Raw genomic sequence first — 14,730 nt, 5'->3', positions numbered from 1 at the left:
GGACGGCGGGGAAGCACAATTCAGCCCTGCGTGGGGTCACCCGGCGTGTAGGTGAGACGCACCACCTGACCGTCGGTGCCCGCGGCGCCGAGGTCCTTGCCGTTGACGAAGAGCTTGACGGCGCCCGCGTTGCCGACGACGAGCTTGATCTTCTTGTCGTCGGTGAAGGTCTGGGACTCGCCCTTCTTCAGCGACTTCTGGAAGAGCTGCTTGCCGTTGCCGTCACTGGCCTGGACCCAGCTCGTGCCGCTCTCGGCGCTGATCTTGACGGTGACCTTGCCGGGCGGGGCGGCGGCGATGGCGCTGTCGGTCGGGTCCGTCTTCGGATCGGCGCCGTTGCTCTGCGGCGACTGGGTGACGGCGGGCGCGCTGGTGGTCGCGGACGGGCTCGGGGAGTTCGCCGCGGTCTTGTCGCCGCCGCTGCCGCCGGTGAAGACCGTGAAGCCGACGAAGCCCACCACGGCGACGATCGCCGCGACCATGGCCGCCGTCCAGTTCGCCCGGCGCGGCTCCGAACGGATCTTCTGCGCCTCGTAGAGCGGCGCGACGGGAGCGGGCGCCTCCTCGCCGATGTGCTCGGCGACGTACTGCTCGACCAGCGGTTCGGGGTCGACGCCGACGGCGCGCGCCAGGGTCCGGATATGCCCGCGGGCGTAGACGTCGCCGCCGCACCGCGAGAAGTCGTCCTGTTCGATCGACTGCACGATCGGGACGCGCACCCGCGTGCTGGTGCTGACCTCGTCGATGGAGAGCCCCGCCGCGATACGGGCCTGGGCGAGGGCGTGACCGACCGAAGGCCGGTCTTCGGAGGGCGAGTTGCCGACGGACACGAGGGCGCCTTTCGAGGGTGCAGCCACCTGCTGGAAGTTCAGTCTAGGGGGGGTACGAAACGCGGCGGCAACCGGACGATCACTTTTTGTCCGCCATCAGGATTGCCATCGGGATCGCGGTCGGGGTTGCCATCGGGATCGCGGTCAGGATCGTCGTCGGAAGCCGACAGGTTCACCCGTGTGCATCGATACGAGCCCCCCTGTATCAACTTGACGTACGAACAGGAGAAACGGTTGCCCCAACACATTCCCCGAGTCCCGTGACTTACGCATTTCCGTGGGCCGTCCGGGCCCCCGGTACGTACAGGACCGGCCGCTCCTACGCTCCCCCGCCGCGGATCTCGGCGAGGACGTCGTCCAGCTCGTCGGCCTTCACCATCACGTCGCGCGCCTTGGAGCCCTCGCTGGGGCCGACGATGCCGCGCGACTCCATCAGGTCCATCAGCCTGCCCGCCTTGGCGAAACCGACCCGCAGCTTGCGCTGGAGCATCGACGTGGAGCCGAACTGGGTGGAAACCACCAGCTCAGCGGCCTGGCACAGCAGGTCCAGGTCGTCGCCGATCTCCTCGTCGATCTCCTTCTTCGGGCCGCTGCCGACCGTGACGTCGGAGCGGTAGCTGGGCGTGAGCTGCGCCTTGCAGTGGTCGACGACCTTGGCGACCTCGTCCTCGGTGACGAAGGCGCCCTGCATACGAATCGGCTTGTTCGCGCCCATCGGCAGGAAGAGCCCGTCGCCCTTGCCGATCAGCTTCTCGGCGCCGGGCTGGTCCAGGATGACGCGGCTGTCGGCGAGCGAGGACGTCGCGAAGGCGAGCCGGGAGGGCACATTGGCCTTGATCAGACCGGTCACGACATCGACGCTGGGCCGCTGGGTGGCCAGCACCAGGTGGATGCCCGCGGCCCGCGCGAGCTGCGTGATGCGGACGATGGAGTCCTCCACGTCACGCGGCGCGACCATCATGAGGTCCGCCAGCTCGTCCACGATCACCAGCAGATACGGATACGGCGTCAGCTCGCGCTCGCTGCCCTCGGGCGTCTTGGCCTTGCCCGAGCGCACGGCGGCGTTGAAGTCGTCGATGTGCCGGAAGCCGTACGCGGCGAGGTCGTCGTAGCGCAGGTCCATCTCGCGCACCACCCACTGGAGGGCTTCCGCGGCCCGCTTGGGGTTGGTGATGATCGGGGTGATCAGGTGCGGGATGCCCTCGTACGCGGTCAGCTCGACGCGCTTGGGGTCGACCAGCACCATCCGGACCTCGTCGGGGGTGGCGCGGGCCATCACCGAGGTGATCAGGCAGTTGATGCAGGAGGACTTGCCGGAGCCGGTGGCGCCCGCGACCAGGACGTGCGGCATCTTGGCGAGGTTGGCCATCACGTAGCCGCCCTCGACGTCCTTGCCGAGCGCGACGGTCATCGGGTGGTCCTCGCCCGCGGCCTCCGCGGAGCGCAGCACGTCGCCGAGGTTGACCATCTCGCGGTCGCTGTTGGGGATCTCGATGCCGACCGCGGACTTGCCGGGGATCGGGCTGATGATCCGGATGTCGGGGCTGGCGACCGAGTATGCGATGTTCTTGGCGAGCGCGGTGATCCGCTCGACCTTGACCGCGGGGCCCAGCTCCACCTCGTAGCGGGTGACCGTCGGGCCGCGGGTGAAGCCGGTGACCACCGCGTCGACCTTGAACTCCTTGAAGACCTGGCCGAGCGCCGCGACCACCGCGTCGTTGGCGGCGCTGCGGGTACGGCCGGGGCCGCCGCGCTCCAGCAGGTCCAGGGAGGGCAGCGCGTAGGTGATGTCGCCGGAGAGCTGGAGCTGTTCCGCGCGGGGCGGCAGCGGCGGTCCCGTGGTCTCGGGCGACTTCTTGGTGAGGTCGGGGACGCCGCCGGACTCCGCGGGGGCAGCGCTCGAATCCTCCGGGGTGTCCTCGGCGCGCGCGGCCGGCACCGGCTTCCTGATCCGGCTGGTGAGGTCGGCGACCAGCGGGGAGGGCTGCACACCGTGCAGCACCGCGCCGTCCAGCGCGGCGGCGGCAGCGGCGGCCACGTCCACCGCGTCCCTGCCGTCCTCGTCCCGGTCGCCGGGCAGCGCCTCGGAGCGACGCCTGGGGCGGCGGCGCGGCTTGGGCTCGTCGGCGCCCGGGTCGCCCCCGGCCGCGGACGCGACGGCGGAGCGCTCGTCCGGGTCGGTGTCGCTGTCGACGTCGTAGGGCTCCGCGGCCGATTTGCCGAAGCGGATCGGCAGCCGCCGTACGGGCGACTCGTCGGTGGTGTCGGCGGTGCGGGGGTCGTCCTCGTCCTCGAAGAACTCCTCCAGCGGGACCGCCTCGGGGCCCGCGGGCGCCTCGTACACGCCGAGCCGGGTGGCGGCCTGGCGCAGCCGCTGCGGGATCGCGTTCACCGGGGTGGCGGTGACCACGAGCAGGCCGAAGCCGGTGAAGAGCAGGAGCAACGGGACGGCGAGCACCGAGCCGACGGTGTAGACGAGCGGGGAGGCGGCGGCCCAGCCGAGCAGGCCGCCCGCGTCGCGCATCGCGGTCGCGCCCTCGCCGCGGCCGGGGGCGCCGCAGGCCAGGTGGACCAGGCCGAGCGCGCCGATGACGAGGGCGGACAGGCCGATCACGATCCGGCCGTTGGCCTCCGGCTGTTCCGGGTGGCGCATCAGGCGTACGGCGACCGCGCCGAGCAGGAACGGCACGAGCAGGTCGAGGCGGCCGAAGGCGCCGGTGATCAGGATCTCGACGAGGTTGCCGACCGGGCCCTGGAGGTTGGACCAGGTGCCCGCGGCGACCACCAGGGTCAGGCCGAGCAGAAGCAGCGCCAGGCCGTCCTTGCGGTGCGCGGGGTCCAGGCCGCGCGCGCCGCGCCCTATGCCGCGGAAGACGGCGCCCACGGTGTGCGCCAGGCCGAGCCACACGGCGCGCGCCATGCGGAAGAGCCCGCTGGTCGGCGACGGTGCGGGCCGGGGCGCGGGTCTGGCCGCCGCAGCCTTCTTGGCGGGCGGTCTCCCCGCGGCGCTCTTCGCGGCGGCGGGCTTCTTCGCCGCGGTCTTCTTGGCCGCAGGCTTCGCCGGGGCTTTTTTGGCGGTGCCGGACGTACGTGAGGCCATGGTGCCGAGGTTACCGCCCTTGTGATCGGGTGACACGCGTGCCTGAGAGTACGCCCGTTCGTGTCGTCCGGCCGGGGCCGGGGACTGACGCGACGTCAAAAGCGGCGCGCGGCCGTCCCCGTACGGCTCACTCCTGATTCGGCAGCTTGACGACGCCGTTGCCGGTGCCCGGTTCGAGCGCGTCCAGGGCGCGGCGCAGGCCGGTCAGCTTGCGCTCCAGGTGGGCGGCGGTGGCGACGGCGGCGGCGTCCGCGGACTCGTCGAGCTGCTTGGTGAGCGCCTCGGCCTGCTCCTCGACGGCGGCCAGCCGCGCGGACAGTTCGGCGAGCAGCCCCGCGGGTTCGCCCGCGCCACGTCCCCTGCCGTTGGTGCCCGCGGCGGACGGCACGCCCTGTTCCAACTGGAGCCGCAGCAGCGCCGCCTGCTCCCGGAGCTGACAGTTCTTGGTGTAGAGGTCGACGAAGACCGACACCTTGGCGCGCAGCACCCACGGGTCGAACGGCTTGGAGATGTAGTCGACCGCGCCCGCCGCGTACCCCCGGAAGGTGTGGTGCGGGCCGTGGTTGATGGCGGTGAGGAAGATGATCGGGATGTCCCGGGTCCGCTCCCGCCGTTTGATGTGCGCCGCGGTCTCGAACCCGTCCATGCCCGGCATCTGGACATCGAGCAGGATCACCGCGAAATCATCGGTGAGCAGCGCTTTCAGCGCTTCCTCCCCGGACGATGCCCGTACCAGCGTCTGATCGAGCGCAGAGAGGATCGCCTCAAGCGCCAGCAGATTCTCCGGCCGGTCATCGACCAGGAGGATCTTGGCCTTCTGCACCATGGCCCGCCCTCCTCGCCCCGGCACTACACCGGTCGCCGCCCCCGGGGACGACTCCGTCGTGCCGCCCGTCCTTGTGCCGGTCATGGTAGCCGCACCCCGCCGTTCGCCACACCCTGTCACCGCCAGGTCACTCAACACGTACCGCAAACGTAGGCGGAGACCAGAAGGTTCCCCTTAATCGGCACCCTCACACCTCATCGGGCGCACGATCCCGGGCGCGGGCCCATGGCGTCGCCGGGCCCGCGCCCGGCCGTCACCGGGCGTGCATCCACTCCTCCATCAAGGTGAGCAGATGGTCGGTGTCGACCGGCTTGGTCACGTAGTCCGACGCCCCGGACTCGATGCTCTTCTCCCGGTCGCCCTTCATCGCCTTCGCGGTGAGCGCGATGATCGGCAGCCCGGCGAACTGCGGCATCTTGCGGATCGCCGTGGTCGTCGCGTAGCCGTCCATCTCCGGCATCATGATGTCCATCAGCACCACGGCGATGTCGTCGTGCTGCTCCAGGACCTCGATGCCCTCGCGGCCGTTCTCGGCGTACAGCACGGTCAGGCCGTGCTGTTCGAGGACGCTGGTGAGGGCGAAGACATTGCGGATGTCGTCGTCCACGATCAGCACCTTCTCGCCGCTGAAGCCGCCGGAGAAGCCGGTGTACGCGTCGGGGTGCCCCTCGTCGGACCAGGTGTCCTCGGTGCCCGCTCCGCCCGGACCCCGCGACTGCGCGGAGCCGTTGGCCGAGCCGTTCGCGGACCCGCCGCGCGGACCCGACCCGTTCGAGGGCGCAGAGCCGTTGGACTGGCCGCCGCCCTCGGGCAGTTGCGGGGGCTGCGCGGAACGGCGGCGCAGCCGGGCCAGGCTGCTGCCCGGGCGCGCCCGGTCGCCGGCCGAGCCCTGCTCGAAGTCGCCGCCGTGGCCGCCCGCGGGCAGTTGCGGCAGCGCCTGCGGGAAGTCGCCCAGGGACAGCGGCAGATACAGCGTGAAGGTCGAGCCGCGTCCCGGCTGGCTGTCGGCGTGGATCTCGCCGCCGAGCAGCCGGGCGATCTCGCGGCTGATCGACAGACCGAGGCCCGTACCGCCGTACTTCCGGCTGGTGGTGCCGTCGGCCTGCTTGAACGCCTCGAAGATCACCCGCATCTTGCTGGCCGCGATGCCGATGCCCGTATCGGTCACGGAGAAGGCGATCAGCGGCTGGTCGGGCTCGCGCATCGTGCCCGCTTCCAGCAACTGCTCCTTGATCGACTGCGGCACCTCGGTGCCCGCGGGCCTGATCACCAGCTCCACCGAGCCGCTGTCGGTGAACTTCACCGCGTTCGACAGCAGATTGCGCAGCACCTGGAGCAGCCGCTGCTCGTCGGTGTGCAGGGTGACCGGCAGTTCGGGCGAGACCCGGACGGAGAAGTCCAGGCCCTTCTCCGCGGTCAGCGGCCGGAAGGTGGCCTCCACGTAGTCCACGAGCTGCACCAGGGCGATACGGGTCGGCGAGACGTCCATCTTGCCGGCCTCGACCTTGGACAGGTCCAGGATGTCGTTGATGAGCTGGAGCAGGTCGGAACCGGCGCCGTGGATGGTCTCGGCGAACTCGACCTGCTTGGGCGAGAGGTTGCCGTCCGCGTTGTCGGCGAGCAGCTTCGCCAGGATGAGCAGCGAGTTGAGCGGGGTGCGCAGCTCGTGCGACATGTTGGCGAGGAATTCCGACTTGTAGCGCATCGAGACCGCGAGCTGTTCCGCGCGCTCCTCCAGCACCTGGCGGGCCTCTTCGATCTCGGTGTTCTTCACCTCGATGTCGCGGTTCTGCCGGGCCAGCAGTTCGGCCTTCTCCTCCAGCTCGCCGTTGGACATCTCCAGGGCGGCCTGCCGGTTCTCCAGCTCCGCCGAGCGCTCCTGGAGCTGTTCGGTCAGCTCCTGGGACTGCTTGAGCAGTCCCTCGGTCTTGGTGTTGACCGAGATGGTGTTGACGCTGATCGCGATGATGTCGGTGATCTGATTGAGGAAGTCCTTCTGGATCTGGGTGAACGGCTGGAAGGCGGCCAGTTCGATCACGCCGAGCACCCGGCCCTCGAAGAGCACCGGCAACACGATGACGTGCGACGGAGGTGCCTCGCCGAGCCCCGAGGTGATCTTCAGATAACCCGGCGGCACGTTCTCGATCAGGATCGAGCGCTTCTCCACCGCGGCCTGGCCGATCAGCCCCTCCCCCGGCAGGAAGACCGACGACATCGTCCGCTTGGAGAAGCCGTACGCGCCGATCAGCCGCAGCTCGTACTCCTCGCCGACCTCCTGGGTGTCCTCGGCGAGGAAGAAGGCGCCGTGCTGCGCGGAGACGACCGGGGTCAGCTCGCTCATGATCAGCGCGGCCACGTCGCCGAGGTCGCGGCGGCCCTGCATCAGGCCGGAGATCCGGGCCAGGTTGCCCTTGAGCCAGTCCTGCTCCTTGTTGGCGAGCGTGGTCTCGCGCAGACGGACGATCATCGTGTTGATGTAGTCCTGGAGTTCCAGGATCTCGCCCGCCGCGTCCACGTCGATCCGCAGATTGAGATCGCCGCGGGTCACCGCGGTCGCGACCTGCGCGATGTTGCGGACCTGGCTGGTCAGGTTGTTGGCCATCAGGTTCACGGACTCGGTGAGGTCCTTCCAGATGCCCGAGACGTCGGGCACCCGCGCCTGACCGCCCAGACGTCCCTCCGTACCCACCTCGCGGGCGACGCGGGTCACCTCGTCACCGAAGGCGGAGAGCTGCCCGACCATCGTGTTGATGGTCGTCTTCAGCTCCAGGATCTCGCCGCGCGCGTCCACGTCGATCTTCTTGGACAGGTCACCGCGGGCGACCGCCGTGGTCACCTGCGCGATCTGCCGCACCTGACCGGTCAGATTGGACGCCATGCCGTTCACCGACTCGGTGAGGTCCTTCCAGGTGCCCGCCACGCCCGGCACCCGCGCCTGGCCGCCGAGGATGCCCTCGGTGCCCACCTCGCGGGCCACGCGCGTGACCTCGTCACCGAAGGCCGACAGCGTGTCCACCATCGTGTTGATGGTCTCGGCGAGCTGCGCGACCTCGCCGCGCGCCTCGACGGTGATCTTCTTCGTCAGGTCGCCGTTGGCCACGGCCGTGGCGACCGACGAGATCGAACGCACCTGGCTGGTCAGGTTGTTGGCCATCAGGTTGACGTTGTCGGTGAGGTCCTTCCAGATGCCCGACGCGTCACGGACCCGCGCCTGGCCGCCGAGCTGGCCCTCCGTACCGACCTCGCGGGCCACGCGCGTGACCTCGTCACCGAACGCGGACAGCGTGTCCACCATCTGGTTCACCGTCGTCACCAGCGCCAGGATCTCGCCCTTGGCGTCGACGGTGATCTTCCGGGACAGGTCGCCCTGCGCCACCGCGTTGGTGACATCGGCGATGTTGCGGACCTGACTGGTCAGGTTGTTCGCCATGAAGTTGACGGACTGCGTCAGGTCCTTCCAGGTGCCGCTGACGCCCTGCACCTCGGCCTGCCCGCCCAGGATGCCCTCGGTGCCCACCTCGCGGGCCACCCGGGTCACCTCCGCGCCGAACGCGGAGAGCTGGTCGACCATCGTGTTCAGGGTGTTCTTCAGCTCCAGGATCTCGCCCCGGGCGTCCACGTCGATCTTCTGCGACAGGTCACCGCGCGCCACAGCGGTGGCGACCTCGGCGATGTTGCGGACCTGGGCCGTCAGATTCCCCGCCATGCCGTTCACGGAGTCGGTCAGGTCACGCCACACACCGGCGACGCCTGGCACCTGCGCCTGGCCGCCGAGCCGCCCCTCCGTACCCACGTCACGGGCCACGCGGGTCACCTGCTCGGCGAACGACGAGAGCTGGTCGACCATCGTGTTGATGGTGTTCTTCAGCTCCAGGATCTCCCCGCGCGCGTCCACGTCGATCTTCTGCGACAGGTCACCGCGCGCCACAGCCGTCGTGACCTGCGCGATCTGCCGCACCTGGGACGTCAGATTGCCGGCCATGAAGTTGACGGAGTCCGTCAGGTCCTTCCAGGTGCCGGCCACACCGTCCACCCGCGCCTGACCGCCCAGCCGCCCCTCCGTACCCACGTCACGCGCCATCCGCGTCACCTGGGCGGCGAAGGAACCGAGCTGGTCGACCATCCGGTTGACGGTGTTCTTGAGCTCCAGCATCTCGCCGGAGACGTCCACCGTGACCTTCTGCGTCAGGTCGCCGTTGGCGACCGCCGTCGTGACCTGCGCGATGTTACGGACCTGGCCCGTCAGGTTGCGGAAGGCCGTGTTCACGGAGTCCGTGAGGTCCTTCCACGTACCCGCCGCGCCCGGCACCTGCGCCTGACCGCCCAGCACACCTTCGACGCCGACCTCGCGGGCCACCCGCGTCACCTCCGCGCCGAACGCGGAGAGCTGGTCGACCATCGTATTGACGGTGTTCTTCAGCTCCAGCATCTCGCCGGAGACGTCCACCGTGACCTTCTGGGACAGGTCGCCGTTGGCGACCGCCGTGGTCACCTGGGCGATGTCGCGCACCTGGCCGGTCAGGTTGCGGAAGGCGGTGTTCACCGAGTCGGTGAGGTCCTTCCACGTACCCGCCGCTCCCGGCACCTGCGCCTGACCGCCCAGCAGACCCTCGGCGCCGACCTCACCGGCGACCCGCGTCACCTCGTCGGCGAACGTCCGCAGCGTCTCGGTCATCGCGTTGATCGTCTCGGCGAGCTGCGCGACCTCGCCGCGCGCGCCGATGGTGATCTTCTGCGACAGGTCGCCGTTGGCGACCGCCGTCGTCACCTGCGCGATGTCCCGCACCTGGGCCGTCAGATTCCCGGCCATCAGGTTCACGGAGTCCGTGAGGTCCTTCCACACACCGGCCATGCCCGGCACCTGGGCCTGGCCGCCCAGCTCGCCCTCGGTGCCCACCTCGCGGGCCACCCGGGTCACCTCGGAGGAGAACGAGGAGAGCTGGTCCACCATCGTGTTGACGGTGTTCTTCAGCTCCAGCATCTCGCCGGCCACGTGCACGGTGACCTTGCGGGACAGATCGCCCTTCAGGACCGCCTGCGTCACCAGCGCGATGTCCCGCACCTGGGCGGTCAGCCGGTACGCCATGGTGTTGACCGAGTCCGTGAGGTCCTTCCAGGACCCCGCCATGCCCCGGACCTTCGCCTGGCCGCCCAGCTTGCCCTCGGTACCGACCTCGCTGGCCACCCGCGTCACCTCGTCGGTGAACGCGGAGAGCTGGTCCACCAGCCCGTTGACCGTCCGGCCGACCTTGAGGAATTCGCCGCGCAGCGGGTGCGCCGACCCGTCCGCGTTCTGCGACCGCAGGTCCATCCGCTGTTCCAGGTCGCCCTCGGCCACCGCCGACAGCACCCGCCCGACCTCCGACACCGGCCGTACGAGATCGTCCACCAGCGCGTTGGACGCCTCGATCGCGGCGGCCCAGGCGCCCTCGCAGGCACCGGTCTCCAGCCGCTCTGTGAGTTTTCCCTCCCGGCCGACGACCCGCCGGACCCGGGCCAGCTCACCGGTAAGGTGCTGGTTACGGTCCGCGACCTCGTTGAAGACGGCGGAGATCTCCGCCATCACGCCGTCACCCGACACCGTCAGCCGCTTGCGGAAGTTCCCGTCCCGCATCGCGGCCAGCGCTCCGAGGAGCTTGACCAGCGCGGCCGAATCGACCTCTACGGTCCCACTGGCGCGGGATCGCCCGTTCTTCGTGCGCGTGCTCGTGCCCCGCGCCGATGCGCCAGACTCCACCGTGTCCCTCCTGGAGGGTCGACCGACCTGCAAAAGTGCAAGATTGCTGCCTTGAGAGCATGCCCAGTGTTTCACCATGGCCCCACCCGGCCATAACAGTTCGGCGGCAACGCTGATAACCCGTGGCACGTTCGGGGTGGAAACACCCGCAACCGGCGCACGCGGTGTCCGCGTGGGTAAGTAACCTGGCTCTTGTGTCGGCGGCGCCGCACCTTGCCAGGCGTACACCTCAGGGGGCCGCCGACGAGGACCGGGCAGGACGGCGGCGGCACGGGCGGCGGGACCGGTCAGCGGACCCGCCCACGGACGAGCAACGAGGAGACCGGTGATCACGGCGCGCGCTGCGGCCAGCTTCGAACCGGTGGGGCGGTCGGTCGCCGTCGCGCGTGCCTTCGTACGCGACACCCTGCACGGCTGGGGCTTCGCCGACGTCGTGGACGACGCGGTGGTGCTCACCAGCGAACTGGTGACCAACGCCGTCGTGCACGCGGGCACCGCCGCCGACGTGCAGTGTCTGCGGTACGAGACGGCCGTACGCGTCGAGGTCGCCGACCACTACCCCGACCGCGAGATCCCCATCCAGGGCAGAGGCCGCCAGTTCCGCGACCCCGACAACGAGGGCGGGCGCGGCCTGCTGCTGTGCGCCGCCCTGGCCAGCCGCTGGGGCGTGGAGTACACCGGCGCGGGCAAGCACGTCTGGTTCCAGCTCGACCTGCCCGAGCGCCCCGCGGGCACCCGCTCCGCGGGACCCGTCCTGCCCGCCGCCGACCTCCCGCTCACCGACGAGAGCGTGCGCGTCGCCGTCGTCCAGGTCGACCGCATGGGCTCGATCACGCGCTGGAACGACGACGCGGCCGAGCTCTTCGGCCACCCAGCCGCCGACGTCGTCGGCAAACCGCTCGCCGACCTCACCGCCTGGCCGCAGACCCCCGGCACCGGCATCGGCCTCGCCGAGGCCCTGCTGCACTCCCGCTGGGAAGGCACCTACGGCCTGCGCGACGCCGACGGCCGCGTCCTGCCCGTGTACGGCTCCCACCTGCGGGTCCGCGACAGCGAGGGCGAGCCCTCCACCGTCATCCTGCTGGTGCGCGCCGAGGAGCGGGCCGTGCTCCAGACGCCGTCCCGCGGCTCCGGCAGCGCGGAATCCGGCCTCGGCCAGCGCGGCAAGACCACGGACGCCTTCGAGGTCTTCATCGGCTCCCCCGCCCCCGACGACCTCGACAGCCTCCTCCAGCGCACCGTCGAACGCGCCCGCGACATGCTCGACGGCGACGCCGCCTACCTGCTGCTCGCCACCGACGACGAGACCGAGCTGGAAGTACGCGCCTCCACCGGCCTGCCGTCCGCCCGCCAGCGCTTCGCCCGCGTCCCCGTCGAAGCGGGCACCGGACGCTACGGCAGCGCCCGTATGCCGGCCGTCCACGAGGACCTCACCGCGGTCCCCGGCGCCGTACCGCTGCTGTCCGGCACCGGCATGCGCTCGGTGGTCACCGTGCCGCTCAAGGTCGAGGGCCGCCTGACCGGCTCGCTGGGCGTCGCCGCCGAGGCCCCCGGCCGCTACAACAACCAGGAAGCGCTGCGGCTCCAATTCGCCGCCGACCGGATCGCGCTCGCCGTGGAGAGCGCCCGGCTCACCGAGCTGGAACGGCTGCGCCGCGGCTCGCTGTCCTTCCTCGTCGAGGCGTCCGACCTGCTCGCGGGCACGCTGGAACGCGACCAGACGCTGGCCCTCATGGCCCAGATGACGGTTCCGACGCTGGCGAGCTGGTGCGCGGTCTACACGATCGCCGAGCAGTCGGAGCCGGAACTGGCTTTCGTCCTGCACGAGGACGAGGACCGCATCGACGGCATCAAGGCGCTGCTGTCCCAGGTACGGCCTCCGGAGCCCGACCCGACACCCGGCGCCCGCATGTGGACCGCGCCCTCCGACGCGGCCCACTCCAGCGCCCTGCGGGCCTCTCTGCGCAGCCTCGGGGTCGGCGCGCGCTCCGCGCCCTCCTCGTCCGCGCCGAACGCCGCCACGCCCACCTCGGGCAAGGGCGGGCGCGCGCCGAGCGCCCCCGGTGTCGCGCTCGCCACCGCGGCGGCCGTCGGCGGCGAAACGGTCGTCCTGCCGCTGGTCGCCCGCAACCGGGTCATCGGCATGCTCACCCTCGGCAAGCCCGCCGACGAACGCTTCCGCCAGGAGATCCTCGAACTCGCCGAAGACCTCTCCCGCCGAGCGGCCCTCGCCCTGGACAACGCCCGCCTCTACAGCGAGCGCACCGCCATCAGCCAGGCCCTCCAGCGCAGCCTCCTGCCGCCGGAGCTGCCGCACATCCCCGGCGTCGAGGTCGAGGTCGTCTACCGCGCCGCGGGCGAGGGCAACGAGGTCGGCGGCGACTTCTACGACCTCTTCCCGATCCGCGACGGCTGCTGGGGCTTCGCCATCGGCGACGTCTGCGGTACGGGCCCGGAGGCCGCCGCCGTCACCGGCCTCGCCCGGCACGCGCTGCGCCTGCTGGCCCGCGAGGGCTTCGGCGGCCCCGCCGTCCTCGAACGCCTCAACGCCGCCATCCTCGACGAGGGCGCCCGCAGCCGCTTCCTCACGCTCCTGTACGGCGAGTTGTGGCCCCAGCACGACGGCAGCGCCGTCCTGCGCATGGTCTGCGCCGGCCACCCGCTCCCGCTGCGCCTGCGCCCTGACGGCACCGTCGAACCCGCCGCCGAACCGCAGCCGCTGCTCGGTGTGATGGACGACCTCGAACTGTACGAGCAGACCGTCTCCCTCGACCCCGGCGACGTCCTGCTCTGCGTCACCGACGGCGTCACCGAGCGCCGCGAGGGCACCCGCATGCTCGGCGACGACGGCCTCGCCGACGTCCTGTCCACCTGTACGGGCCTGACCGCGGGCGCCGTGGCCGCCCGTATCCAACGGGCCGTTGAGCGCTTCGCTTCTGACGCGCCGTCCGACGACATGGCGATCCTGTCGATGCGGGTTCCGAAGAAGTCCGAGTAGCGCGGGTTCTTCGCACGGGGATTCTTCGCGCGGTCCTCGGTGCGGGTCCTGGTGCGGGTCCTGGTGCGGGTCCTGGTGCGCGACGACATGAAGAAGGCCCCCGCCTGACGGCGAGGGCCTTCTGTGCCGAGCCCCAATACGGAATCGAACCGTAGACCTTCTCCTTACCATGGAGACGCTCTACCGACTGAGCTATTGGGGCGCGTCGATGGGAAGATCCTATCCCATGAACGCGGGTGCTCGAATGAACGCGGGTGCTCGAAGCACGCTCAGGGGTCGTTCAGCGGCGGTTCACAGCAGCCCGCCGAGCGCGTTGCAGGCGTCCGCGATGTGCGTCAACTCCCGCTGGGTGATGCCGGGGTGGACCGGCAGCGACAGGCTGTCCGCGGCCACCAGTTCGGTCTGCGGCAACACGGCCCCCGACCGGTGCGCGGGCATCCGGTGCACCGGTACGGGCACGCTCACGGTCGCCCGCACGCCTCGTGCCGCCAGGGCCGCGGCGAAGGCGTCCCGGTCCGGCCGGCCGTTGCCGGGAATCCGTACCGCGTACTGCCGGTAGAGGTGGTGCGCCCCCGGCTCGGTGTACGGCACGACCACGCCCTTGAGCGCCGAGTCCAGGAACCGCGCGTGCGCCCGCCGCCGGGCGACCACTCCCGCGTCCTCCTCGACACCGCCCTCGGTGCCCTGCTCCACGAGCGCCAGACCACGGCGCGACGCCAGGTCGTCGAGCCGCGCCATCGGCGCGGGGTGCCCGAATACGTGGACGGGTACGATCGCGGCCGTCCGCGCCGTGACGCCCGCGGCGACGGCCTCGGGGGCCAGGCAGAACGTCCGGGGGTCGATGTCCGCGAACACCGGTGTGGCGCCCGCGAGTCGGACGGCGTCGGCCGGCGCGCCCGGTCCGAACGACGGGACGATGACCTCGTCCCCTGTCCCGATACCCAGCTCCTCGAGCGACGTGCGCAGCGCGGCGGCCGTCGCGTCCGAAGCGATCCTGTGCCGTCGTCCGGCAGTCGTCATCTGCTGCACGTCTCCACACCTCCGCCTATCGGGAGGCCCAGAGTCTCGGAGCGACGTGAACAGAGGGTAACGGAAAACAAAAATGCCTTGGCCCCCGAGTCGAAGCTCGGGGGCCAAGGCATTGATAAAGATTGTTCGGCGGTGTCCTACTCTCCCACAGGGTCCCCCCTGCAGTACCATCGGCGCTGAAAGGCTTAGCTTCCGGGTTCGGAATGTAAC

Annotated in this window: 6 protein-coding genes, 1 tRNA gene and 1 rRNA gene; 1 reads left to right on the top strand and 7 read right to left on the bottom strand. The window is 70.7% G+C overall.

The genetic code is table 11. The annotated features are described in order from the left end of the window. Positions 1-20: 20 nt before the first annotated feature. The 4 genes from ABZX65_RS14155 to ABZX65_RS14140 form a co-directional block, all read right to left on the bottom strand. Positions 21-830, bottom strand: a complete 810-nt coding sequence (locus ABZX65_RS14155) for a helix-turn-helix domain-containing protein (RefSeq protein ID WP_188286150.1) — start codon at positions 828-830, stop codon at positions 21-23. 319 nt (positions 831-1,149) lie between these two features. Beyond that, positions 1,150-3,930: a DNA translocase FtsK gene (locus ABZX65_RS14150; protein ID WP_355338123.1), complete on the bottom strand. Its 2,781-nt coding sequence runs from the start codon at positions 3,928-3,930 to the stop codon at positions 1,150-1,152. Between the two features lie 127 nt (positions 3,931-4,057). Beyond that, positions 4,058-4,756, bottom strand: coding sequence for a response regulator (locus ABZX65_RS14145; RefSeq protein WP_355338120.1), 699 nt, complete (start codon positions 4,754-4,756; stop codon positions 4,058-4,060). A gap of 253 nt (positions 4,757-5,009) precedes the next feature. Beyond that, positions 5,010-10,493, bottom strand: coding sequence for a HAMP domain-containing protein (locus ABZX65_RS14140; RefSeq protein WP_355338118.1), 5,484 nt, complete (start codon positions 10,491-10,493; stop codon positions 5,010-5,012). Between the two features lie 325 nt (positions 10,494-10,818). On the opposite strand from ABZX65_RS14140, the gene ABZX65_RS14135 reads away from it, so the two are divergent. Next, positions 10,819-13,491: a SpoIIE family protein phosphatase gene (locus ABZX65_RS14135; protein ID WP_355338115.1), complete on the top strand. Its 2,673-nt coding sequence runs from the start codon at positions 10,819-10,821 to the stop codon at positions 13,489-13,491. A gap of 129 nt (positions 13,492-13,620) precedes the next feature. Here the strand turns inward: ABZX65_RS14135 and ABZX65_RS14130 are convergent. The 3 genes from ABZX65_RS14130 to rrf all read right to left on the bottom strand — a co-directional run. Further along, positions 13,621-13,693: transfer RNA gene (locus ABZX65_RS14130), tRNA-Thr, on the bottom strand. An 89-nt stretch (positions 13,694-13,782) separates the two neighbouring features. Further along, on the bottom strand, positions 13,783-14,511 hold the full coding sequence (locus tag ABZX65_RS14125; RefSeq protein WP_355338780.1) for a DegT/DnrJ/EryC1/StrS family aminotransferase: 729 nt from the start codon (positions 14,509-14,511) through the stop codon (positions 13,783-13,785). 133 nt (positions 14,512-14,644) lie between these two features. Continuing rightward, positions 14,645-14,730 (bottom strand): 5S ribosomal RNA (gene rrf, locus ABZX65_RS14120); the annotation flags it as partial.

Source organism: Streptomyces sp. NPDC003300, assembly GCF_040610915.1.
In the GTDB taxonomy this organism is placed as follows: Bacteria; Actinomycetota; Actinomycetes; order Streptomycetales; family Streptomycetaceae; genus Actinacidiphila.
Note: the sequence above shows the minus strand (reverse complement) of the source record. Positions and strands in the feature narration are given on the sequence as shown.